Here is a 23,058-nt window from a genome sequence, read left to right on the forward strand (position 1 = left end):
GTAAAATGAATAGGCGAATAGAGAATTATAAAGATGTTAATTTAGATTTTTAAAAAAGAGAATTGCTTTCCAGTCCTTCAAAATAAGTATCGACTTCCAGATCAGGTGAGCTTGCAGCTGCTACGGCAAGTTTATCGCAGAGCTCATTTTCAAAGTGCCCTGCATGGCCTTTTACCCAATGCATTTTTGGGTTGTGTTTGTTGTACATTTCAATAAATCTTTTCCAGAGATCGGGGTTTTTTACATTTTTCCATCCTCTTTTGATCCATCCTGCAATCCAGTTTTGGTTCACGGCATCAGCTACATATTTGCTGTCTGTGTAAATATGAATATCGTTCTCCGAAGACTTTAGTTTTTCCATAGCGGAAATAACAGCCAATAGCTCCATTCTGTTATTGGTGGTTTTTCTGAATCCTTTGGAGAATGTCTTCTGATAATTTTTTTCAGGAACACGCATAAGAATTCCATAGCCTCCTTTGCCGGGGTTTCCGCTGCATGCACCGTCGGTGTATATTTCTATTCTCAAAAGTTAAGTCTATATAAAACTGGTATTCTGTAAAAACTAAGTTTGAAGAATGCCAAGCTGTTGTTAATTTAAAATAGTATGTTTTTAGAATGGGAAATCGTCATCATCATCAAGGTCATTCATTGAAGATCCTGAAAGCTTTGAACTGTCTGGTAAATCAAATGCAGCTCCAGGTTGAATAGTAGTTCTTATTTTATCAAAACCACTAGGCTCGTTAGATCCGAAATTAGAAGGATAACCTCCCATACCACCGTCTAATGCTGCTTCAATATCCCCGAATTTTGCAAAATGTTTTAAGAATGATAATCTGACGTCGGCTGTAGCACCATTTCTATGCTTTGCGATGATCAGTTCAGCCTGATTTTCCGTTGGAGTTTCCTGGCCTTCTTCATCATTGTCCCAAACGGCAATTTTATAATATTCAGGTCTGAAAATAAAAGATACAATATCCGCATCCTGCTCAATCGCTCCGGATTCCCTAAGGTCAGAAAGCTGAGGTCTTTTTCCCGGGCGTGCCTCCACACTTCTTGATAACTGTGAAAGGGCAATAACAGGTACATTCAGTTCTTTGGCAATAGCCTTTAATGAACGCGAGATCATGGAAATTTCCTGTTCACGGTTTCCGACTCCTTTACCTCCACCTCCTGCAGTCATCAGCTGAAGGTAATCCACCATGATCAGCCTTACACCATGCTGCATCACCAGTCTTCGGCACTTTGCGCGGAAGTCGAATATGGAAAGAGAGGGGGTTTCGTCAATAAAAAGTGGTGCATTTTCAAGCTCGGATACGTTGGAGAACAGTCTCTGCCATTCTTCATCATCCAAAGTTCCCTTTCTCAGTTTTTCAGAAGAAATTCGCGTTTCTGAAGCAATCATCCTCGTGATAAGCTGTACAGATGCCATTTCCAGGGAGAAAAGCACCATCGGAATCTTATGGCCAACGGCAATATTTCTGGCCATCGACAGAAGGAATGCCGTTTTACCCATCGCCGGACGGGCTGCAATAATGATGAGGTCAGAATTTTGCCAGCCTCCCGTTTCTTTGTCAATATCCCTGAATCCGGAAGGAACTCCTGAAAGCCCTTCCTTATCTTTCAAAGATTTAATAGTATCGATAGCCTGCTTTACCAATGAATTGGCGGTGTCGAATCCTTTTTTGATCGTACCGTTGGTAATTTCAAAGAAAGATTGTTCAGCCTTATCCAAAAGTTCGAATACATCGGTAGATTCTTTATAGGATGAATCGATCACGTTGGCAGAAACATTAATCAGACTTCTTAAGATATATTTTTCAAGAATAACTCGGACATGATATTCAATGTGAGCGGAGGAGCTTACTCCCATGGTAAGATCAATAATATAATGATCACCTCCGGCCTGGCTTAATTTATCCTCTTTTTTTAATTCCTGGATAATGGTCATAAGGTCTACAGGATGGTTGCCTTCGTAAAGTTTTAGAATTGTGGCAAAAATAACCTGATGTCTGGGATCATAAAATACTTCAGGAGTAAGGAGGTCAATAGAATGGTCAAGACCTTTTTTGTCTATCAAAAAAGTTCCTATAACCAGTCTTTCAAAATCTACAGCATTGGGTGGCATTTTTCCATCCGCAATAGACAGTTCTCTTGCAAAATTTCCGTGCGTAAGGGATGATAATGTTTCTTTCTGCGCCATGATGCAAAGATAGCTTATTTAAAAAAAATAATTAAAAAATAGTAACTAACAAGTTATCAGCAATCCTGCTGTAACCTATAGCAGTAGAACTCAAAATAAATGTTAGTAAAAATGTGGGGATCAAAAATAGAAAAATTTCAATAAGTACTATCCATCAGAATGAAAATAGTCAATGATTTTTTATTGAATAATGAAATTGAATGGTTGGTTAATAATGAAATATAAAAAAAGACTGCCAGTTGTGGCAGTCTTTTTTTATATAGCTAAAAATAATCTTATTCTTTATTCTTCAACAGTATCCATCCTGAATATTTCGTTTCAGTACTGTTCTTGTCGTTTTCGTTCCATGAGATCGTATACCAGTAAGTGCCGGTAGGGATTTTCTTGCCGGAAGCTGTTCCGTCCCATTTATAATCTCTCATTTTATTGGCTTCATAAAGCTTATTGCCATATCTGTCATAGACGATGAAAACAAGATTTTTCTTATAAGACAGGGCAGAGTAGTCGATCTCATCATTGATCTTATCCCCGTTTGGAGTGATCGCATTGATCAGATTAGGTACAGTAATGGTAATCTGAACAGGGGTACAGTTATAAAAATCCTTTAAGAATATTTTATTATCCCCTCTAGGAAGCCCGCTGAATGTGTTAGTCGACTGCCAGTTGGTACCGTCAATTGAATACATATAAGGAGGAGTTCCACCTGAAGCGTTCACTGTTATAGTATTGTTGCTGATATCTACACTGGAGATTACCGGTTGCGAAGAGGCAAAAATAGTTACAGTCTGAAGTGTAAAACATTTCCCGGTTTTCAGCTTCACCCAATAAACTCCTATTCCTGCGTTATTGATAGATTGTGTGGTAGCGCCGGTGCTCCATTCGTATCCATCGAATCCAGGTCCTGCATCCAAAGTTGTTTTTCCTTCCGCACAAATCGTTTTGTCTTTCAGCACAGCAGATTTTACCGGAGGAAGAACTTTCAGTGTGATTTTGGCGATAGAATAACACTGATTGGCATTGGTAACTCTTACATACACTTCAGTACTTGTCGTAAGGTAAGCGGTCGAATTACCAATAGGATTAGTTTCGGCTTTAGCGTCGTTTAAGGTCTTATAGAATTTTTTTGTCTGTCCTGCTACAGCGCCTACATTAGCTGTTGTCAGGTCAAATTTAGCCTGCATGATATCATTTTCAATATAACATTCTTCCATTAGTGCATCCCTTAGGGCAACAACCGGATGATATGTTAATGTTATTGTTGCTATAGCTGTACATCCGAATGCGGAAATCAGCTTAACATATATTGTTGTAGGAGCAGAAACGTAATCGGTAGGATTGGTGATTTCGTTAGTGTCAGCATTCAGGTCAGCAAGAGTAGGGTAATATTTTTTAGTAATAGGGCCGGTAAATACATCTGCTGTTGTCAGGTCAAATTTTCCTGTTCCTTCGCCATTATTGTTACAGGCAAAAATACTGGCATTTTTCCCGGTAATGCTGGCGTTTACAAATTTGAATTTACCACTGATAAAACATTTGTTGACGGCGCTATTCGGGTTGTTTGGGTCAAAATAACGAATTCTGTAGTAATAAGTGGTCGTTCCGTTTACTGTAGCAATGGTAAGAGGATCTTCTCCTGTTACAACATCGTTGGTATTGTCATGGTAAGTAACCAGGAAATTGGGATTATTTCCATTGATAATACCAGGTGTAAGCGTAGTGAAGTTAAATTGTGATGGCAGTCCGCATACCATAACCGTTGAAGGATCTGTCGGGTTAGCCGCAGGAATTCCTGGCGGGATAAAAGGATTAGGTGCCAGAACAGGATCGTTGAATGCTGAGCTTAATGTAGCAGTACCACCCCAGATCAGCTTGAACCCGTCGTCAGAACTTTCGAAATTGTCAACAATAAGATAATAGGTTTCTCCAGCCTGTACCTGCATATAAGGACTCCATTCTCCCTGGTTTCCTGCCGTTCCGGTACCATTGGGGGCTCCTGGAGGCGGGATAGTCATGCTGAGTCCGGTATCCCCATTGGGTACCCTTCCTGCATAATTACACCTGATTGGCGTTACAAAGGTGTTGTTGGTGTTCAGAGATGTGCACCCGTTGGTGGTAGGACCGTATACTGCAAAATCGTAATCATCTGAATTAACGTTTGGATCGATAGTGAATGATAGAGTTCCTGATGTTGCTATCGTAAAAGTATACCATACTGAGTAATTTTCATCTCTGCCCAGGCATCCGTTTGCTGACAGCTCCTCTTCTATATTTCCATGCCCTGAGGGCGTGTATGAGATATCCGAGTTTCCACAGAGCGGAATGGCTGTAACACAGTCGGACTGTGCGTAAAATACCTGAGCTATAAATAAAATTAAAAGAAGTAATGTTTTTTTCATGTTTAAAATGATTTTTGTGAAACAAGATTTGAGTAAATAAAGTTATCAGCATTTATGTTAAAAAACCGCCCCGTAGAGCGGTTTTATTTTAACAAGAGTTATTCTCTATTTTTTACCATTACCCATCCTGAGAACTTGAATGGAGTATTCTTTTTATCATTTTCATTCCAAGTGACAGAGTACCAGTATGTTCCCGTGGGAATTTTTTTGCCGGCAACTGTTCCGTCCCATTTATATCCATTGGACTTATCTGCCTGGTGGATCTTGGTTCCGTATCTGTCAAAGATGCTGAATATAAGTCCATTTTTGCCAGATAATGCTGAATAATCTATTACATCATTTACACCGTCTCCGTTTGGAGTGATCACATTGATAAGATTAGGCACCACAACTGTTATCTCAATAGGTTCGCAGTCATAAGCATCTTTTACATATACAGTATGGTCTCCTCTTGAAACATTGGTGAAGACATTAGAGTCCTGCCAGTTGATGTTGTCCATAGAATATTTGTACTCAGGTGCTCCGGCAATAACATTTACAGTTATAGTAGTGTTGGAAATATCAATGCTTGAAACAACCGGTTGTTCAGAAGCGTATACTTTTACAGCCTGTAGTGTGATACAGTCGCCGGTTTTTAATTTAACCCAATATGTTCCTACCCCTACATTGTTGATAGCTTGCGTAGTCGCTCCCGTGCTCCACTCGTAACCATTGAATCCAGGCCCCGCATCCAGTGTTGTTTTATCCTCAACACAGATGATCTTGTCCTGAAGAACATTTGAATAAACAGGAGAAAGTACAGTTAATGTTACTTTTGCAATAGAATAACATCCCTGTGCATTAAATACTTTTACATAAATAACTCCGGCTGGAGCAGTATAGGCTAAGAAACTCAGAATTTCATTGGTTCCGTTTACCGCATCTGTTAGAGACGGATAGTATTTTTTGACCGCCCCTACTACAGTTGTTACTGTGGCATTGCTTAGATTGAATGTTCCAAGTGAAGGATTTGTTTCAAGGAAACAAGATCTTAAAGAAGCATCAGTGACAGCTACCAGGGGATGAAACTTCAGGGTGATTTGCGCTGTTGCCGTACATCCGAATTCATTGGTTGCTTTTACATAGATTTTTCCTTCAGCAGAAACAAACTGATAGATAGCAGGACTGGTGATCTCATTCGTTCCAGCGTTCAGATCAAACAAGGTCGGGTAATACTGGAGAGTATGAGTGGGACCGGCTCCTATAGCGGCAGTAGTAAGATCGAACATGGCTGTTCCTGAACCGTTGTTGCTGCAACTCGTAAGCGTGGCGTTGGTTAATGTAAATCCGCCGTCCCTGAATTTGAATTTTCCTGTAATAAAACAGCCATTCATGGGGTTTGTAGGATTCGCAGGATCCTGATATACGATCCTGTAGTAGTAAACTGATGTAAGGTTTACAACCTCTGAAGTGACAGGATTTCCTCCTGTAATGGCATCATTCGTATTTTTATGGTAAGATACTTTGAAATTTGGACTGTTGCCATTGATGATTCCTGCGCTTAGAGTAGCAAAATTGAATGGAGTGGCAAGTGAACATACCGTTACTTCATTCGGGTCTGCAGGATTAGCTGCAGGAAGTCCTGGAGTAACAAACGGAAACGGAGCTAAGGTAGGATCGTTGAATGCAGAGCTTAAACTTGCAGTACCTGTCCACGTTAGCGAGAATCCATCTGGTGAACTTCTATAGTTATCTACCACAAGATAATAAGTCTCACCAGCCTGTACGACCATATGTGGACTCCATTCAGCTTGATTTCCGGCACTTCCATTGGTGTTTGGCGGCGGCGGTGGCGGTATTGTCAGAAGTAAACCTGTATTTCCCTGAGATGAACCTGTACCATTGAAGTTACATCTTAATGGAGTTACAAAAATGTTATTGTTATTTAAAGAAGTACATCCGTTTGTAGTAGGACCATAAACAGCAAAGTCATAGTCATCAGTATCAATGGTCGGATTAATCACAAATGCTAATGTTCCTGATGTTGACGCTGTGAAGCTGTACCATACAGAAAAGTGTTCGTTATCCGTATCACTCAGGCAGGAATTGACACCAATACCTTCCAGGACATTCCCTGGTCCCGAAGGGGTGTAAGAGATGTCCGAGTTTCCACAAATAGATATTGCACTAATACAATCTGATTGGGCATATAAGATGCGTGAGCAGATGATTAGGAAAACGAGTAATGCTTTTTTCATAAAGGGGGATTTAAAAAAGACAAATATAAAAAATTATTAAAGTTAAATTAAAGTTTTTGTGATATATTTAATAGAATCAATATATTATTGTCTAATAATTCATTTTTCTCAGCTTGGGATTTGTGCTCCCTACAAGAAGGGCTACCAACACCGTCATAGTTCCCCCGAAGACTACAGACCGCACCACACCGAGTAGTTTTGCCATGAGTCCGCTTTCAAACTGCCCCATTTCATTGCTGGACATGATGAATATAGAATTGACGCTCAGTACACGTCCTCTGATATTGTCAGGAGTTTTCAGCTGTACTATAGTCCCTCTGATTACCACCGAAATTCCGTCAAGCATTCCGCTCATGACAAGGAACATAAATGAGAGCCAATACAGTTTGGATAAGCCAAAACCAATGATGCAAAGTCCAAATCCGGCAACAACGGCAAGAAGAATTTTTCCCTGATTTTTCCTTAACGGAATAACCGCCAGAAGAGTGATGATGCACATAGAACCTATATCTGAAGCAGCATTCAAAAGACCGAAACCTTCTGCTCCCGCATCTAAAATGTCAGTGGCAAATACCGGAATCATAGCAACGGCCCCACCAAACAGAACGGCAAACATATCAAGGCATAATGCCCCTAAAATTTCTTTTGTCTTAAAGATATAGGAAATACCCTCGCGCATGCTTTCCACCACATTTACATTCGCCTTTATATACTCGGAATGCTGTTGTTTCAGCTGCCAGAAGAACAGAGAAGCGATAAATATTAAAGAGATAATAACGATTAATGTCCATTTTACACCGAAAAATCCTATAAGAAGTCCTCCCGCAGCATGCCCGCATACAGAAGAGATCAAAAATGTAGCCTGGTTCAGGGTTACTGCATTCGGAAGATTTTCCTTCTTTACTATTTTAGGAATCATTGAAGGAACGATAGGCCCAATAAAGGCTCTTGCAATTCCGGTGAAAAATATAACGGTGTATATAAAATAAGTGATTTCATGTCCGTTAAAATGCATTTCGACATTGAAAAATGCAGGGATCAGCAGCAGGCCAATCAGGAAAATATATGCATAATTGCAGATCAGGAGCAGCCTTTTTTTCTCATTCATATCAATGACATGGCCCGCATATAAAGCACAGCTTACCGCAGGAATTACTTCCGAAAGTCCGATAAGGCCTATTGAAAAAGGATCTTTTGTCAACTGATACACCCACCATCCCAATAAAGTAGCGAGCATTCTGAAGGCTAAAACAATAAAAAATCTTCCCGTAAGAAGATTCCTGAATTCAACATTTTGCAATGTTTTTAACGGTGTAAAGGAAATCATGCACAAAAATAGCCTTAAATATTTATTTAAGGCTGCTTATATACTGTTTTTCTGAATGATAAATCAAATAGGTCCCGAAAGATAAAATCTATTTAGTCAGCTCTCAATGCACTGATTACAATGGCCGCAACACCGGCTGCGCCAATGACGGTAGCGCCTGCTGTTACTCTTGCTTTAGATCTGTCTTTTACAGCAGCTACATTGGATTTCGGGATAATTACCTCTGTACTGTCCTTTTTGCCTGCAGTTCCTATAAGGTTGTCACCATCTATGTTTCGGAATAGCATTTTCTGTTTGGCAGAACCATCTTTCATGGTAACAACATACATTTTTCCAGCCTGAAGATTAGAATAATTGTTTTTTGAAATGTCCTCGCTGTACTTTGTTGTAGCGCAGGATGAAATGACAAATAAGGATGTTAGTAAAGATGACTTTAAAAGTACAGATGCTTTCATTATTATTTTTATTTTTTCAAATTTATAATTTTTTTCGAATATATGTTTTGGGAATTGAAAAAATATCTCTAAAGTTTGTAAATTTCCAACAGATCTGCAATTTTTCTGTCATTGGCAAGTCTTGGTGTTTTATTCTGGCCTCCCAGTTTGCCCTGCGATTTTGCATACTCATGGAAGGCATTCCTTTTAAGTGGGGTAATATGCAGTGGCTGAAGGATATTTCCGGTAATAAGATCATCGTAGTACGTATTTCTCTCCCGGAGCTGGCGGTCCAGTTCATTTCTGAACAATTCTAAATTTTCCGGCTCCCTTTCAAATTCTATCAGCCATTCATGATATGGAAGACCCTCCGTAGGATTTACCTGTGGGGCAAGATGGAATTCTGTGATCTGTGATGTATATTTTTCTACAGTAGCCTTCATTGCTTCCTCTACCTCAAAAGCGATCACATGTTCTCCAAAAGCAGAGGTGAAATGTTTGGTTCTGCCACTCACCAGGATTCTATACGGATCTTTATCGATGAACCTTACAACATCACCTATTGAATAAGCCCATAAACCTGAATTCGTAGAGAGGATCAGTGCGTAATCTTTATTAAGTTCTACATCTTTTAATGTTAATCTTCTTGCAGCAGGCTTGCCATACTCTTCCAGAGGTATGAATTCATAAAAAATTCCATGATCCGTTAAAAGAAGCAGACCTTCCTTAGTGTAGTCATCCTGAAAAGCAAAAAAGCCTTCAGATGCCGGAAACGTCTGGATGATATCCACTTTTCCACCCAGCAGGTCATTCATTTTATCCCGGTAAGGCTCATAGTTGACACCTCCTGTTACAAGAAGCTGGAGGTTGGGGAAAAGCTGCTTGATCTTTTTACCGTGTTTTTCAGTAAGCTTTTCAAAATACATGATCAGCCATGGCGGAATTCCGGAGATCAGCGTCATATTTTCGTGTTCTGTTTCTTCAATAATCTTATCTACCTTCGCTTCCCAATCCTCCATAATATTGGTGCTCCAGCTTGGAAGACGGTTCTTTTGAAGATAGGCTGGGATATGGTGAGCCACAATTCCGGAAAGCCGTCCCGTTTTAATACCGAAGACTTCCTCCATTTCAGGACTTCCCTGCAGAAAGATCATTTTTCCGTTCACAAAATCAGCATTGTTTTTCTGGGCGATATAATGGAACAGTGCACTCTGTGCACCTGCAATCTGAAAAGGCATTCCCTCCTTTGAGATGGGAATATATTTCGAACCGGAGGTTGTGCCTGATGTTTTTGCAAAATATTCAGGAGTTTCTGTCCAGAGAATATTGGCCTGTCCTTTTTTTACCCTCTCAATATAAGGTTTCAGATCTTCATAATCCGAAACAGGAACTCTGTCCTGGAATTCTTTGATGGACTGAATGTTTTCAAAGTCATGTTCCCTTCCGAAAAGAGTTTTCTGAGCCGTTTTCACCAAAGACAGCAAAAGGGCCTCCTGATTTTTTACTGAGTTTTTTTTGAATTCCCCGGTTTTCTGAACATGCTTTTTTGCCCAGACAAGTGCCACATTTTTCTTGAAGAAATTTAACATGCCTCAAATTTATAAATAAGTATAGAATATAAAATTATTTTTCAGCCATATATGCCACAAAAAAAACCGGCGAATGAGTTCACCGGTTCTTCGAAATTTGATTATGAAAATAACAACTATATGTTAAAGTTTACTTGTTTTCTTTGTACCTCTTATCTGGAGTGCCGTCTTTTTTAAGTTTTTGGTTTTCCTTATACCTCTTGTCTGGGGTTCCGTCCTTTTTCATTTTTGCTGCAGGTTTTGCAGTTTTAGCTTCAGGAGCTTTTACTGTTTTTGCTGTCTGATGATGAGGGGCAGCAGGTGTTGCCGGAGCAGTCTGTTGAGCAGTTGCAAAGCCTAGTCCTAGAGCCAGGGACATTGCTGTTAATAATTTTTTCATAGGTGTACGGTTTGTTTTTCCTTGAGTAAAGATATACAAAAAGCAGGCTGGAAATCCAGAATTTTCAACCTTAACTAAAGTTTATTACTGCTTAAAAAAAACTTAATGAAAGCTTTTAAAAGAAAAAAAGCCTGCTTCATAAAGCAGGCTTTCATGTGTATGAATAGTTGGGTTAACGTGTACAGTTGGCGGTCCAGGTTTTACCGTCCTTGTTGTATAGAATTTTCAATTCATTATTGTCAATTCTAATATAAGTTGTGGCATTGGAACCAACCATTACAAGCGTATGGTCTCCTTGCTGTTGAAATTCTACTCCGTTAAGATCCGGAATACCGTTCGAGAATGCGAAATTATATTTCGTACCGCTCGCGATTTTGGTTACAAATACACTTCCGTTATCTGTGCTGTTGTTGGTAGATCCATCATTATAAGAAATGCTTCCCTTATATGTTCCTGCGAAGAAATCGTTGTTTACTGGATCATCATCATCACTACAAGATGCAAAAGATAATGCGGTAACAAAGACCAACATAAAAATTCCTAAGATTTTAATTGCTTTTTTCATAATTTTATTTCTTTAAAAAGTTTGATAGGTTGAAATTTTCAAACACTATGCCATGCCAGAATATCCGTATTTTTTTAACTTTTAATTAGATAAATTGGTAAAAAATTAAGATTTGGGTAGGTGTTGCGTATTTTGATTGTGTTTTTAGTAATCCCTGATTTCTGAGGGAAGAAAAAAATATCCTTATCTTTGTTGTAAGCAAACGGTTTCGGAACACTCCCGAAATCGCTTTTGTCGTTTATACTATTACTATTTATGCAGCTAAAACCTATTCACGAAAAGTTTCTTCCTGACCTGCTTCAAAAAGAATTTGGAAAAGAGATCTTTACCCAGTTAGAGAAAAGCCAACATATTTCCGTGAAAGGAAGTGCAGGATCTTCGGTTTCTATTTTTGTTTCCGAACTTTTTCTAACTCAGAAGAAGACCATTCTTTATCTGGTGGATGATAAAGAAGATGCCCTGTATGCCAATACTGAAATGGAAGATCTGCTTGGAAAGGACAAAGTGCTGTACTTTCCGGCAACACATCTTGAACCTTATCAGGTAGAAAAGACACAGAATGCAAATCTTGTACTTCGGACTGAAGTTCTGAATAAAATCAATTCCGGGAAAGCTCCTAAAGTTATTGTGGCTTATGCGGGCTCTCTGTCCGAAAAGGTTTTGAAAAAAGAAGACTTTAAGGCGATCTCCCATCACATAAAAGTAGGTGATCAGCTGGATTTTGATTTTGTAGACGAGCTGTTGAATCATTATAACTTCCAGCAGGCAGATTTTGTTTCCGAACCGGGAGAGTTTTCGGTAAGAGGAGGAATCGTTGATGTGTTTTCATATTCCTATGAAAAGCCTTACCGTCTTACTTTCTTTGGAAATGAAGTGGAGAATATTAAAACCTTTGATATAGAAACACAGCTTTCCATAGATAAGGTGAAAGACTTTCAGTTGGTTTCCAATATGAATTTTTCAGTAACCGGAACCCGGGTTTCGCTTCTGGAGCTGCTGCCTAAAGAAAGCTTTGTTGTTTCCAGAAATGGTGCCGTTGGAATGCAGAAGATCAGGAACTTCTATGAGAAAGCACTGGAAAAATATGATACTTTGAATAAAGATATTGCTCACAAGGCACCACAGGACCTCTTTATTTCAGATCAGGATTTTCTGTTTGATTTTAAAAAATTTAAAACAATTGATTTTGCCGGAATTCCTATTGAAGGGCTTAAAGAAATCACGGAAATAAAAGTTGAGCAGGTTCCGCAGCCTTCCTTTCACAAAAACTTTGAACTGCTGATAGAAGACATTGAAGAAAGACAGGCCGAAGGTTTTGATACCTGGATCTCTTTCTCTACAGAAAAACAAAAAGAAAGACTGGAATCTATATTTGAAGAGCTTGAGCACGAACTTCCTTTTAAAAGTTTCAAATCCGAGCTGCATGAAGGTTTTGTAGATAATGGCCATAAACTCTTAGTATATACCGACCATCAGATTTTTGACCGTTATCAAAGATATAAAGCAAAAAACACCTTTGCAAAATCCGAACAGCTTACCCTGAAGGATCTGATGTCTCTGAAAATAGGCGATTATATTGCCCACATCGACCACGGAATCGGTAAATTCATGGGGCTTGTCAAAGTAAATAATGATGGAAAAATCCAGGAATGCTTTAAATTGACTTACAAAAACGGAGACCTATTATATGTAAGTATTCACTCCCTGCATAAAATTTCAAAATATAACGGTCCGGACGGAAAAGAAATTGTGCTGAGTAAGCTGGGATCTCCGGCCTGGAAATCATTAAAACAGAAAACAAAGGCAAAAGTAAAACAGATTGCTTTTGACCTTATAAGATTATACGCTGAAAGGAAAACGGCAAAAGGATTTTCCTATACTCCGGATTCCTATCTGCAGAATGAGCTGGAAGCCAGTTTTATTTACGAAGATACTCCGGACCAGGAAAAAGCAACCATAGATGTAAAACGGGATATGGAAGCTGATACAGTAATGGACAGGCTGGTTTGTGGTGACGTAGGTTTTGGAAAAACTGAAGTAGCAATCCGTGCCGCATTTAAAGCGGCAACAGATGGAAAACAGGTCGCTGTATTGGTTCCTACAACGATTCTGGCGTTTCAGCATTACAGAAGCTTTAAAGAAAGACTGAAAGATTTTCCGGTGAACGTTTCTTATGTCAACAGATTCAGAACAGCCAAACAGAAAGCAGAGGCTTTAGACGGCCTTAAAAACGGGAAGGTGGATATTATAATAGGAACCCATCAGCTGGTAAGCAGTTCCGTAAAGTTCAAAGATCTTGGACTGCTGATCATTGATGAGGAACATAAATTCGGGGTTTCGGTGAAAGATAAGCTGAAAACATTGAAAAGCAATGTAGATACCCTTACGCTAACGGCTACTCCCATCCCGAGAACACTGCAGTTCTCCCTGATGGCGGCTAGAGATCTTTCAGTGATCAAAACACCACCGCCTAACAGACAGCCTGTTGATACACAGCTGATAGGTTTTAATGAGGAAACCATCAGAGATGCTGTTTCTTATGAGATTCAGAGGGACGGGCAGGTATATTTTATCAATAACAGGATTGAAAACCTTAAAGATATTGCCGGACTTATCCAGAGGCTGGTTCCGGATGCAAGAGTTATTACAGGGCACGGACAGATGGAAGGTAAGCAGCTGGAAAAGAATGTGCTCGATTTCATGGAAGGCAAATATGATGTTCTTGTTTCTACAACGATTGTTGAAAGTGGGGTGGATGTTCCTAATGCGAACACCATATTCATTAATGATGCTCAAAGGTTCGGGATGGCAGATCTTCACCAGATGAGGGGAAGGGTAGGGCGTAGTAACAGAAAGGCTTTCTGTTATTTAATCACGCCTCCTTATGATATGATAACCTCTGATGCCAGAAAGCGTCTTGAGGCTATTGAGCAGTTTTCAGACCTTGGAAGCGGTTTCCAGATTGCTATGAAGGATCTTGAAATCCGTGGAGCGGGAGATCTTCTCGGGGCGGAACAGAGTGGATTTATCAATGAAATGGGCTTTGAGACCTACCAGAAACTGATGCAGGAAGCATTGGAAGAATTAAAGGATGATGCGGATTTTGAAAACCTGTTCGACAATGAGGAAGACAGACAGAAGCTGTTCAAATCTGTAAAAGATGTCAATATTGATACTGATCTTGAGCTAATGCTTCCGGATTTTTATATCTCCAATACGGAAGAAAGGTTATTGCTGTATCAGAAGCTTGCAGAGATTGGTAATGAAAAGGAGCTCTATCAATTTGAGATTGAACTGATCGACCGTTTCGGAGCTTTGCCAAAAGAAGCGGTGAATCTATTGAAGAGTGTTGCCTTGAAATGGCTTGCCGCAGACATAGGATTTGAAAAGATTGTCATGAAAAATGGAGTATTTTTAGGATATTTTCCTGCAAATCCTCAGGACAAGTTCTATCAGACAGACAGGTTCAGGCATATTATCAGTTATTTAACCCAAAATCCAAAGGAAGCTCAGCTTAAAGAGAAGATCGGGAAAGATGGAAATCTGCTGATGATGAGAAAGGAAAAAGTGAAAAATGTGGATGAGGTTAATGTACTTTTGAAAACGATTATCGGACATAATTAAAAGGGAAATACCTCATTTTAATAATCAAAAAACAAGGAAGGCCTAAAAATTTACTTTTTAAGGTCTTTTTTTATTGAAAAAAAACATGATTTTTACACGAAAAAAATAGGGTATCATGCGGATTTAGAAGCATTTGAAGTCACAATATGATGATAAAAAATAATACTGAATCATCGGCTGACATTGGGTTTAACTGATGCAATCTCATCAGGACTGGTTTTAAAAGTATTTTTTGTAGTAATAATTCTACTTTTTAGTACATTAAATTCTACAGTATAATCGCTTTATTAGTACGGGTTTACGGGTTTGTAAATGGTTTTTTATGATTTAAATTCATACCTTTGCAGCCCTTATTATGAAAAGAATTATTTATTGCGCAGCCGGGCTTTTATCGCTTTGTGTGAACGCGCAGGTGGGAATTGGGACATCTGCTCCTAAATCTACTCTCGATGTCAACGGGAAAACCACCTTAAGAAAAGAACTTAGAGTAGGCGGCACATCCGCCCAGGTTGGAAATGCAGGACTGAACGGCCAGGTTTTGGTGTCACAGGGAGAAGGTCTGCCCCCAGCCTGGAAATCGTTGAATGTTTCCTTTATGGAGGAAGGACAGTACAAACTGATCAATTCATACCTGTCATCCGATCAGGCTGGTATTACAGAACTTTCAAATGGTATTGCAGCAGATAATGTTTACAAGAACAATGTTGGGGATGATATTACCGATGTCACGAAAGGGAAATGGTCAAAAATTGCCGGACTTGAAAACAATTTTATTATCAAAAACGGAAGAAACAGGCTTACCTATCAGTTTCAGACAGGTATTGAAATGAAGGCTCCATCTGCAACAACTTCCCAGTCTGTCACTTTTACCTGCGGGGTTTTCAGAAATGGCAAATTGGTAGCGGTACGTCCGGATAAGATCGTTTCGAACAATAATACAGAGAAGCTGGGGATTCAGGATTATATTTTCACCCTTAATTATACAGAGCAGAATGTTCCACTAGGCGCACAGAAGCTTGAGGTGGCCTGTAGAAAAATCAATTCCTCAAATCTAAGTTCACAGTTTACAATCGGGCGTAATGTATCCGATACCAACACGGTTTCCAATGCATTTACTCTTGAGTCTGTTATGAAGATTGATGTTATTGAATACGTAACTTATAAAAGCAATTAATTGTGATGAAAAATATTATTTCGATCCTGTTTTTTATGACAGGGCTGTCTCTTTCTGCCCAAGTGGGAATTAAAACGGATTCACCAAAAGCGAAGCTTGATGTAAACGGTGATATGAATCTAAGGAATAAAATCGTTGTTCTTAACGTTACAGATAATACTCTGTCTCAGGGTAATAATGACCAGATTCTTGTTTCTCAGGGAGAAGGTTATCCTCCGATATGGAAGTCACTGCGTATTCCTGAATATGAGCCGAATAAGTTTTATCTTATCTTCAATAACTCCTTTTCAGACAGAACCGGAGTAAAATTTACCAATAGTGAACAATCCAGTATTACTGCCAAAAATACGGCTTTTACTAAAGGAGCAGATATTTCAAGCCTCCCGGGATTTAAGAAAATCACAGGCCTGTCACAGCCTATCAGTGTATTCAGCACGGAAAGTAAAACGTATTTTCAGTTTGAAACTGTGGTACAGGCTAATCTTCCTGTAAACGGGACGCCCGATATTTCCATAGATTATGCATGCGGTATTTTTGTGGATAATAAGCTGGTTAATCTCAGACAGAGAAACTTAAAGGCAAGTAGTGCCGGAAGTACCTTTATTACTCACAATCAGATCGGGATAGTAACCAATCTTTCCAAAGGACAGCACGATGTAAGTGTTGCCTGCTCAAGGCTCGGATCTTACAGAACAGCAAGTGATATTGTATTGGCTATAGGAATAAATGCAGATACCAACATTAACAGTTTTATTACTCAGTCTTCCCTGAAAGTTGATGTGTATGAGGTTCCTCAGGTATTTAATCCAATTATAAATTAATCAAGGCATGAAAAAAATTATTATCATAAAGTCTTTATTTTTTGCAGTATGGGCAACTGCGCAAGTAGGAGTGAACACGCCAAATCCCGTGAACATGCTGGATATAAACGGTGACTTAAATGTTACAAGAGAAATCAGAACCGGTGGAACGAATCTGCTGAGAGGATCTGCCGGATCTGCGGGAACTATTCTTCATAACAATTCAGAGCTGAATGTGAATGACTGGAAAAGTATAAAAATTGCCGATGGGCAGGGAAGTATGTCTGTGTTTTCATTGAATACCGTTGCAGATCAGACTGGAGCAAGCTTTTCTAATCCTAACGGTTCCACCTCTCCTTATTCGGAAGGGACAACGATTACCTCTGAATGGACGGTTCTCCCGGGAACTGTTGACACTTTTTCCATTACCAATGCTGTGAATAAAGTGGCGTTTACCTTTCAGACCACTGCCCAAAAAACGGGAAACTCGAATGCTTCAACAGGTTTTGCATGCGGTATCTTCGTAGACAATTCACTCAGAGCAGTGAGGACAGATGTTTTAATAGGCTCGGAAGGAAGTTATAAGATTTTCAACCTTAACGCAACACTTACCAACCTTACACCTAAAAATAATTATAACGTGAAGGTGGCCTGTACAAAAAGAAACCTTAATTCAGGAACATTGGGAATAGGAAGGGCAGTAAACACAGATTATCTGAACAATGAAATGGCTCAGTCTGTTTTAACGACATCTGTCCTGCAGCCTTATTAATTTCATGATATATCATAAATAAAGACCTGAAGACACTATGTTTTTAGGTTTTTTTTGTAAAAAGATATAGATTGTTATGAATTTGTTGAATAAGTAAATGTTTTCGTCAAAAAAATGAATTATATTTGTCAACTCACTAAAATATTTTTTCATGGGAAAAAACTACCTTTTTAAAATCATTGCCGGGGTATTTTTCGGACTGATGGTTTCATGTGACAATTCTTCTTCAGATCAATTCGAGCCCAGTGCCAATACAGGAAACAATGGGAATACACCACCCCCTCCAGCAAGAGTTCTGGAAAAGATTACGTTAAATGGTGCTATCCAGGAAGAATATACAGTCAACGGTACTGCTTTTCAGAAAGGCATGCTTAGAGATGGGAATACCAGTAATTATTATACGGGCACTGTAACCTACATCAGCAATAAAATTGGAAAAATAAAGTTCCTTGGAAGCCTGGCAGGAAGCATGACTTATGATTTTAGCGTAAGTGAAGACAGCAAAGGCAATGTTTACAGTGCAACGTGTACCGGTACCGCTGCTACTGCAATAGACTCTTTTGTAAGTGATTACATATTTACTTATGATGCCAGCGGTAAAAAACTTGTGAAAATCCTTGAAAAAAGAAAGGTGGCTGGAAATACAGCATACAGCTTATTCACGGAAAGCACCTTTACCTATATGGGAGATAATATTTTTAAAGCTGAATGTGCGAAAGGAACACTGACAGCAACCGGAGCGCCTAATATGGCTACTGCAAAAATGACTGTTTACAGCTATCAGAACTATGACTCTAAAGTTAACCCGTTCTCTACGCTTCCTAAAACATTCTTTACTGCCTGGAGTCTTGTCCGCCCTGAGAATTTTTATAGAATTTCTCCGAATAACCCGACCTCGGTATATGTGATGCCGCCATCTCCCGCACCGGCAGTAAATACACCTATGACCTATCTTTACGATGGTTATAACTATCCCGTTTCGGATAAAGATCAAATTCTTAAATATACTTACAGAACTCTGTAAAGCCCAATTGGTTATCAGTTTTACTGGAATATAAATAAAAACATAACTTTTGTTCAAAAAAAAGTTATATTTGTCAAAAAATAAACAATTACCTGGAAATGAAACAGCTTTTCTACTTTATTTTATTAATAGCAGGATTTTCATCAATACATTCCTGTAAAGACATGCTAGACGAAGACGGAGATCCTTTATTGGACCTGAATGAAACAGGAGGGCTTATCGGTCCAAGAGCATTATACAGAGAAATTACAGATAAGGATACATTAGCAGAATATCACTACAGTGGACTTTTGGTAACGAAAGTAATCACAGACAGTGCTTCAATCACCAATATTGCATACAGCGGCGACAAAGTAAGCCAAATTGACTTCAATGGATTTTTGGATCTGGATGGAAACGGAAAGCTTGATAAAGATAGCGTTTCTTACAGCCAGTTATTTACTTATGGGCCTAATGATAAACTGGTAGTTATTTCTGAAAACCGTTCTGTTTTCAGAAGACCTCCACCGGTGCCACCGGCAACTAATCCTGGTCCACAGACTCTGTTAAGAAAAACAAAAACCCATTATGAGCTAAAGTATAACGGTTCTACTGCTAAACTGGATTCTATTATTATGAAAAATGGTCCTGATGTTTCAGGAACGCAGTTTGCATTTATCAGTTATTCTAAAACCGGATATACTTATTTGGGAGATAATGTATCTAGGGTAGTAAGAAATTATGGACCTATGGCCGCAGGGGTATTTGGAAGACCTACCACCAGATTTGCATACGATTTCGTTAATTACGATACTGAGATCAGTCCATTTACACTGCTTCCTTCAGCATACAAAATTTCAAGGCTTTTATCAACTGAAATTAATGATAAGGAAAGTCATATCTTATCCCCGAACAACCCTAAGAAAAGATCGGTAACAGATCTTATACCTCCTATTCCGTCCCCGATTAACTGGACAACCAACTACAACTACGATCCGCAGACTTATATGACAAAAGGATTTGGTGTAAACTACATTTATAAACCTTTTTAAAAGAATCTTTACAATATATAAGCCCAATCTTTTGTAAGATTGGGCTTTTTATTTTTTATCCCTTAATTTTGCAAAAAATTTCTGAATGAAATATTTAATAGTCGGACTTGGAAATAAAGGTCCTGAATACGAAAATACACGCCACAATATAGGATTCAAAGTAGCTGAGAAAATAGCTGAAACATTGGAAGCTTCATTTAATACGACCAATTTCGGCTGGATGGCAGAGGGGAAATATAAAGGAAGAAAGGTTCTCATTCTAAAGCCGGATACCTATATGAATCTTTCAGGAAACGCTGTGAGATACTGGATGCAGAAAGAAAATATCCCATTGGAAAATGTGCTGATCATTACAGATGATCTGGCCCTTCCGTTCGGGACCTTACGGATGAAGATGAAAGGTTCTGATGCCGGCCACAACGGACTGAAAAGTATTAATGAAACACTTAATACCCAGAATTATGCAAGGCTGAGGTTTGGGATTTCTGCAGACTTTTCCGAAGGCCGCCAGGTAGATTATGTGCTAGGGACCTGGAATGAGGAAGAATCTGAAAAGCTGGGCGAAAGAATTGAAAAATTTTCTAAAGCCAGTCTGTCTTTTGTATTTGCCGGCATTAATAATACAATGTCAGCATTCAACGGAAAATAGGAATAACTAAAATACAACAAAAGACCATCGGAACATCCGATGGTCTTTTGTTGTATTTTAAAAATCAATTTCCAATCTAACTATAACATGATTTTTTATTTATATGTAATAAAAATGTACAGATTTCTATTTCTTAAAGCCAGGTAACAACTCCGGTTTCAACATCGTAATTGGCTCCGACTATTTTGATTTTACCTTCGTCTTCAAGCTTTTTAAGTGTTGAACTTTGCGTACGGATATCTTCGATGGCATTTTTTACGTTTTGCTGATTCAGTCTTTCCAAAAGTGAACCGTTTTTTGATGAACGTTCTTCGCCTTCTTCAATGATTTCATTAATGATGGGATCGAAATGATTGATTAAATGGTTGAGATTATCCATTCCCATCCCCTGAATTTGCGCAGCGTCCAGACCACCTTTTAATGCACCGCATTTAGTGTGTCCTAAAACGACAACAAGCTTGGAACCTGCAACGTTACAGCCAAATTCCATTGAGCCTAAAATATCCTGATTGACAAAATTACCGGCAATTCTGATACTGAAAATATCTCCTAATCCCTGATCAAAGATAAGTTCCGCAGAAGTACGGCTGTCTATACAGCTTAAAACTACTGCAAAAGGCCACTGGCCTTCACGTGTTGCATTAACTTGTTCTAAAAGATCTCTGTTTGCTTTTAGGTTGTTCACAAACCTTTGGTTTCCGTCTTTTAGAAAATTTAATGCTTTTTCAGGATTAATGGTAGATTGGGTTTCGTATGTATGTGCTTTCATATGATTGATTTATTCTTTTAAATTAAAAATTACTGTAATGAGCTTACATAGCTCTTCTGTGGGTGATAAGGATGTGAGAGTCTTCATCTGTTTCATAATCCTTGTATGAAGTTTTGAAGCCTAAAAGTTCCACATTAATATCTTCTTCTTTGGCCCGGATATTGGCGAAATCCTGGATCATTTCCAGTACGTCTGTAGCAATATATGAAGTTCCCCTTGCATCGATGGTCACAGTAGAATTGGGCTTCACATTTTTTAATGTTTTTTTGATGGCTGCCTTATTCAGGAAAGAAACTTCTTCAGCAAGCTTAATATTGATTTCATCGGCATCATTCAGCTTTTCTCTGCTCAGATAATAAGCACGCTTCATATTTCCCTGTAGGATATAGAATACGGAAATAGCCAGGCCAATACCCACTCCTTTAAGAAGATCGGTTGCCACAACAGCTACAACAGTAGCGACAAAAGGAATGAACTGGAATTTACCCAAATGCCAGAAATGCTTGAATGTGGCAGGTTTTGCCAGTTTATATCCTACAAGAATCAATACTGCAGCAAGTGTAGCAAGCGGTATTAAATTCAGTATGAATGGAATAGTAAGCACACATACCAATAAAAGGACACCGTGGATCACGGCTGAAAGTTTTGAAGTGGCACCGGCGTTGGCATTGGCAGAACTCCTTACCACCACAGACGTCATTGGCAGGCCTCCGATAAATGAACTTATTAAATTTCCGATTCCCTGTGCTTTAAGCTCAAGATTGGTGTCGGTAATTCTTCTCTGCTTATCTAACCTATCTGAAGCCTCAATACAAAGCAGGGTTTCAATAGAAGCTACAATGGCAATAGTTGCCCCGACTATCCATACCTTAGGATTGGTGAATCCATTAAAATCAGGCATCGTAACAAGATTTTTGAAATCATCCAAGGACTGCGGTACCGGTAATGAAACCAAATGCTGAGTATTGATCGCCAAAGAGCTGCCGGACAGTTTGAATGCTTCATTCAGAAGTATTCCTGCCACTACTGCAACCAATGCTCCGGGAAGCATTTTCATTCTTTTTAAAGCTGGAATTTTATCCCATGCAATAAGAATACCTACAGAAACCAGCGTTACCAGGATAGCTCCTATGTGTATGGCTCCGAATAATTCTGTAAAGTATCCGAGATTTAAACCATTGTCAAAAATAGATTCATGACCTTCGTAATCTTTATCGAATCCCATGGCATGTGGGATTTGTTTCAAAATAATGATGATACCGATAGCAGCAAGCATTCCCTCTATAACATTATTCGGGAAATAATTGGATATACTTCCGGCTCTGATGAATCCCAGGATTAACTGGATAAGTCCGGCAATGATTCCTGCACAAAGGAAAAGCTCAAAAGCTCCCAGATCTGTAATAGCTGTTAGAACAATAGCTGTAAGACCGGCTGCAGGACCAGATACCGATATATTTGAATTACTGAGAAATCCCACCACTATTCCTCCTACAATTCCGGCAATTACACCCGACAAAGGTGGTGCCCCTGATGCTAAAGCGATTCCGAGACATAATGGAAGCGCGACTAAGAATACAACGAGCCCAGAAGGGAAATTCTCCTTGATTCCTCCTATAAATGATGTTTTTTTCATGATGTTTTGAAAAATACTATAACCGATTGATCTGTCTTTAGATAATCAATTATAAAAGATTGGAAATTTAATTTTAAAGCACAGGTATCCGATATCAGCGTTGATATGAATACTATGAAACCTAATGATACTTAAAAATTAAGCTTCCGGAGGCGGAGAAAATATGGTAAGTAGCGGCGACAGATGAAAGGAATCATCTATCAGCTCAAAAGATACCCCCTGAAGATCAGGCTCGGAAAACTTCACGTAATCGAATACGTCCAAAGTTTTCGGAAGGGTCTTTTCGTAAACAATAAAGGATGATGGGTGAGAATGTGGTTCTTCTTCATTGATGATTACATTGGTCCTTGCTATATCCCAGCCTGCAACCGCAGCAATGCCCGGCAGTGCTGTGAAGTTTAGGAAGAAGGTCAATACAATAATACTCCAGAATTTCATCTTACATTCATTTT

General features: G+C 39.0%; 19 protein-coding genes. 7 read left to right on the plus strand and 12 right to left on the minus strand.

All coding sequences use genetic code 11. The features are described from left to right. Positions 1 to 49: 49 nt before the first annotated feature. The 9 genes from rnhA to DRF61_RS16165 form a co-directional block, all read right to left on the minus strand. Entirely contained in the window at positions 50 to 526 is a 477-nt protein-coding gene (rnhA, locus tag DRF61_RS16125; RefSeq protein WP_111958870.1) for a ribonuclease HI, read from the minus strand. A gap of 84 nt (positions 527 to 610) precedes the next feature. Then, the gene (gene dnaB, locus DRF61_RS16130; protein WP_111958872.1) at positions 611 to 2,200 is read right to left on the minus strand and encodes a replicative DNA helicase; all 1,590 of its coding nucleotides are present in this window, start codon (positions 2,198 to 2,200) and stop codon (positions 611 to 613) included. Positions 2,201 to 2,475: 275 nt separating this feature from the next. Continuing rightward, positions 2,476 to 4,596, minus strand: coding sequence for a T9SS type B sorting domain-containing protein (locus DRF61_RS16135; protein WP_111958874.1), 2,121 nt, complete (start codon positions 4,594 to 4,596; stop codon positions 2,476 to 2,478). Positions 4,597 to 4,694: 98 nt separating this feature from the next. Next, entirely contained in the window at positions 4,695 to 6,833 is a 2,139-nt protein-coding gene (locus DRF61_RS16140; RefSeq protein WP_111958876.1) for a T9SS type B sorting domain-containing protein, read from the minus strand. A gap of 91 nt (positions 6,834 to 6,924) precedes the next feature. After that, the gene (locus DRF61_RS16145; RefSeq protein ID WP_111958878.1) at positions 6,925 to 8,160 is read right to left on the minus strand and encodes an MFS transporter; all 1,236 of its coding nucleotides are present in this window, start codon (positions 8,158 to 8,160) and stop codon (positions 6,925 to 6,927) included. 92 nt (positions 8,161 to 8,252) lie between these two features. Beyond that, positions 8,253 to 8,615, minus strand: a complete 363-nt coding sequence (locus DRF61_RS16150; RefSeq protein ID WP_111958880.1) for a hypothetical protein — start codon at positions 8,613 to 8,615, stop codon at positions 8,253 to 8,255. Between the two features lie 68 nt (positions 8,616 to 8,683). Further along, complete coding sequence (locus DRF61_RS16155; protein ID WP_111958882.1) at positions 8,684 to 10,183, minus strand: GH3 auxin-responsive promoter family protein; 1,500 nt, start codon at positions 10,181 to 10,183, stop codon at positions 8,684 to 8,686. 130 nt (positions 10,184 to 10,313) lie between these two features. Further along, positions 10,314 to 10,562 carry a hypothetical protein gene (locus tag DRF61_RS16160; RefSeq protein WP_111958884.1) on the minus strand — a complete coding sequence of 83 codons (249 nt, stop codon included), beginning with the start codon at positions 10,560 to 10,562 and terminating at the stop codon, positions 10,314 to 10,316. A gap of 172 nt (positions 10,563 to 10,734) precedes the next feature. Then, on the minus strand, positions 10,735 to 11,127 hold the full coding sequence (locus tag DRF61_RS16165; protein ID WP_111958886.1) for a hypothetical protein: 393 nt from the start codon (positions 11,125 to 11,127) through the stop codon (positions 10,735 to 10,737). 255 nt (positions 11,128 to 11,382) lie between these two features. Here DRF61_RS16165 and mfd point away from each other — a divergent pair, with 255 nt between their 5' ends. From mfd to pth, 7 genes are all read left to right on the plus strand, one after another. Then, positions 11,383 to 14,751 (plus strand): transcription-repair coupling factor, encoded by a 3,369-nt coding sequence (gene mfd / locus DRF61_RS16170; protein ID WP_111958888.1) that lies wholly within the window; start codon positions 11,383 to 11,385, stop codon positions 14,749 to 14,751. A gap of 355 nt (positions 14,752 to 15,106) precedes the next feature. Then, positions 15,107 to 15,925 carry a hypothetical protein gene (locus DRF61_RS16175; RefSeq protein WP_111958890.1) on the plus strand — a complete coding sequence of 273 codons (819 nt, stop codon included), beginning with the start codon at positions 15,107 to 15,109 and terminating at the stop codon, positions 15,923 to 15,925. A gap of 5 nt (positions 15,926 to 15,930) precedes the next feature. Then, positions 15,931 to 16,746, plus strand: a complete 816-nt coding sequence (locus DRF61_RS16180; protein WP_111958892.1) for a hypothetical protein — start codon at positions 15,931 to 15,933, stop codon at positions 16,744 to 16,746. Between the two features lie 7 nt (positions 16,747 to 16,753). Then, the gene (locus tag DRF61_RS16185) at positions 16,754 to 17,497 is read left to right on the plus strand and encodes a hypothetical protein (RefSeq protein WP_111958894.1); all 744 of its coding nucleotides are present in this window, start codon (positions 16,754 to 16,756) and stop codon (positions 17,495 to 17,497) included. Positions 17,498 to 17,648: 151 nt separating this feature from the next. After that, positions 17,649 to 18,521, plus strand: coding sequence for a hypothetical protein (locus tag DRF61_RS16190; RefSeq protein ID WP_111958896.1), 873 nt, complete (start codon positions 17,649 to 17,651; stop codon positions 18,519 to 18,521). 98 nt (positions 18,522 to 18,619) lie between these two features. After that, a complete protein-coding gene (locus DRF61_RS16195; protein WP_111958898.1) occupies positions 18,620 to 19,552 on the plus strand; it encodes a hypothetical protein in 933 nt (310 codons plus the stop codon). 85 nt (positions 19,553 to 19,637) lie between these two features. Further along, the gene (gene pth, locus DRF61_RS16200) at positions 19,638 to 20,201 is read left to right on the plus strand and encodes an aminoacyl-tRNA hydrolase (RefSeq protein ID WP_111958900.1); all 564 of its coding nucleotides are present in this window, start codon (positions 19,638 to 19,640) and stop codon (positions 20,199 to 20,201) included. Between the two features lie 133 nt (positions 20,202 to 20,334). Here pth and DRF61_RS16205 read toward each other — a convergent pair whose 3' ends face one another. From DRF61_RS16205 to DRF61_RS16215, 3 genes are all read right to left on the minus strand, one after another. Beyond that, a complete protein-coding gene (locus DRF61_RS16205; protein WP_111958902.1) occupies positions 20,335 to 20,970 on the minus strand; it encodes a carbonic anhydrase in 636 nt (211 codons plus the stop codon). Positions 20,971 to 21,013: 43 nt separating this feature from the next. Continuing rightward, positions 21,014 to 22,606, minus strand: a complete 1,593-nt coding sequence (locus DRF61_RS16210; protein ID WP_111958904.1) for a SulP family inorganic anion transporter — start codon at positions 22,604 to 22,606, stop codon at positions 21,014 to 21,016. Positions 22,607 to 22,744: 138 nt separating this feature from the next. Continuing rightward, a complete protein-coding gene (locus DRF61_RS16215) occupies positions 22,745 to 23,044 on the minus strand; it encodes a hypothetical protein (protein WP_040993425.1) in 300 nt (99 codons plus the stop codon). Positions 23,045 to 23,058: the final 14 nt, after the last annotated feature.

This window comes from Chryseobacterium lathyri (genome assembly GCF_003290185.1).
GTDB classification, from domain to species: Bacteria; Bacteroidota; Bacteroidia; order Flavobacteriales; family Weeksellaceae; genus Chryseobacterium; species Chryseobacterium lathyri.

Bases quoted from the DNA above. Each gene is read 5' to 3' on its own strand.
- DRF61_RS16150 (WP_111958880.1), bottom strand. From the start codon at position 8,615: ATGAAAGCATCTGTACTTTTAAAGTCATCTTTACTAACATCCTTATTT.
- DRF61_RS16140 (WP_111958876.1), bottom strand. From the start codon at position 6,833: ATGAAAAAAGCATTACTCGTTTTCCTAATCATCTGCTCACGCATCTTA.
- DRF61_RS16145 (WP_111958878.1), bottom strand. From the start codon at position 8,160: ATGATTTCCTTTACACCGTTAAAAACATTGCAAAATGTTGAATTCAGG.
- DRF61_RS16205 (WP_111958902.1), bottom strand. From the start codon at position 20,970: ATGAAAGCACATACATACGAAACCCAATCTACCATTAATCCTGAAAAA.
- DRF61_RS16180 (WP_111958892.1), top strand. From the start codon at position 15,931: ATGAAAAATATTATTTCGATCCTGTTTTTTATGACAGGGCTGTCTCTT.
- DRF61_RS16155 (WP_111958882.1), bottom strand. From the start codon at position 10,183: ATGTTAAATTTCTTCAAGAAAAATGTGGCACTTGTCTGGGCAAAAAAG.
- DRF61_RS16210 (WP_111958904.1), bottom strand. From the start codon at position 22,606: ATGAAAAAAACATCATTTATAGGAGGAATCAAGGAGAATTTCCCTTCT.
- pth (WP_111958900.1), top strand. From the start codon at position 19,638: ATGAAATATTTAATAGTCGGACTTGGAAATAAAGGTCCTGAATACGAA.
- DRF61_RS16195 (WP_111958898.1), top strand. From the start codon at position 18,620: ATGAAACAGCTTTTCTACTTTATTTTATTAATAGCAGGATTTTCATCA.
- DRF61_RS16215 (WP_040993425.1), bottom strand. From the start codon at position 23,044: ATGAAATTCTGGAGTATTATTGTATTGACCTTCTTCCTAAACTTCACA.
- DRF61_RS16165 (WP_111958886.1), bottom strand. From the start codon at position 11,127: ATGAAAAAAGCAATTAAAATCTTAGGAATTTTTATGTTGGTCTTTGTT.
- DRF61_RS16175 (WP_111958890.1), top strand. From the start codon at position 15,107: ATGAAAAGAATTATTTATTGCGCAGCCGGGCTTTTATCGCTTTGTGTG.
- mfd (WP_111958888.1), top strand. From the start codon at position 11,383: ATGCAGCTAAAACCTATTCACGAAAAGTTTCTTCCTGACCTGCTTCAA.
- DRF61_RS16135 (WP_111958874.1), bottom strand. From the start codon at position 4,596: ATGAAAAAAACATTACTTCTTTTAATTTTATTTATAGCTCAGGTATTT.
- DRF61_RS16190 (WP_111958896.1), top strand. From the start codon at position 17,649: ATGGGAAAAAACTACCTTTTTAAAATCATTGCCGGGGTATTTTTCGGA.
- DRF61_RS16160 (WP_111958884.1), bottom strand. From the start codon at position 10,562: ATGAAAAAATTATTAACAGCAATGTCCCTGGCTCTAGGACTAGGCTTT.
- DRF61_RS16185 (WP_111958894.1), top strand. From the start codon at position 16,754: ATGAAAAAAATTATTATCATAAAGTCTTTATTTTTTGCAGTATGGGCA.
- dnaB (WP_111958872.1), bottom strand. From the start codon at position 2,200: ATGGCGCAGAAAGAAACATTATCATCCCTTACGCACGGAAATTTTGCA.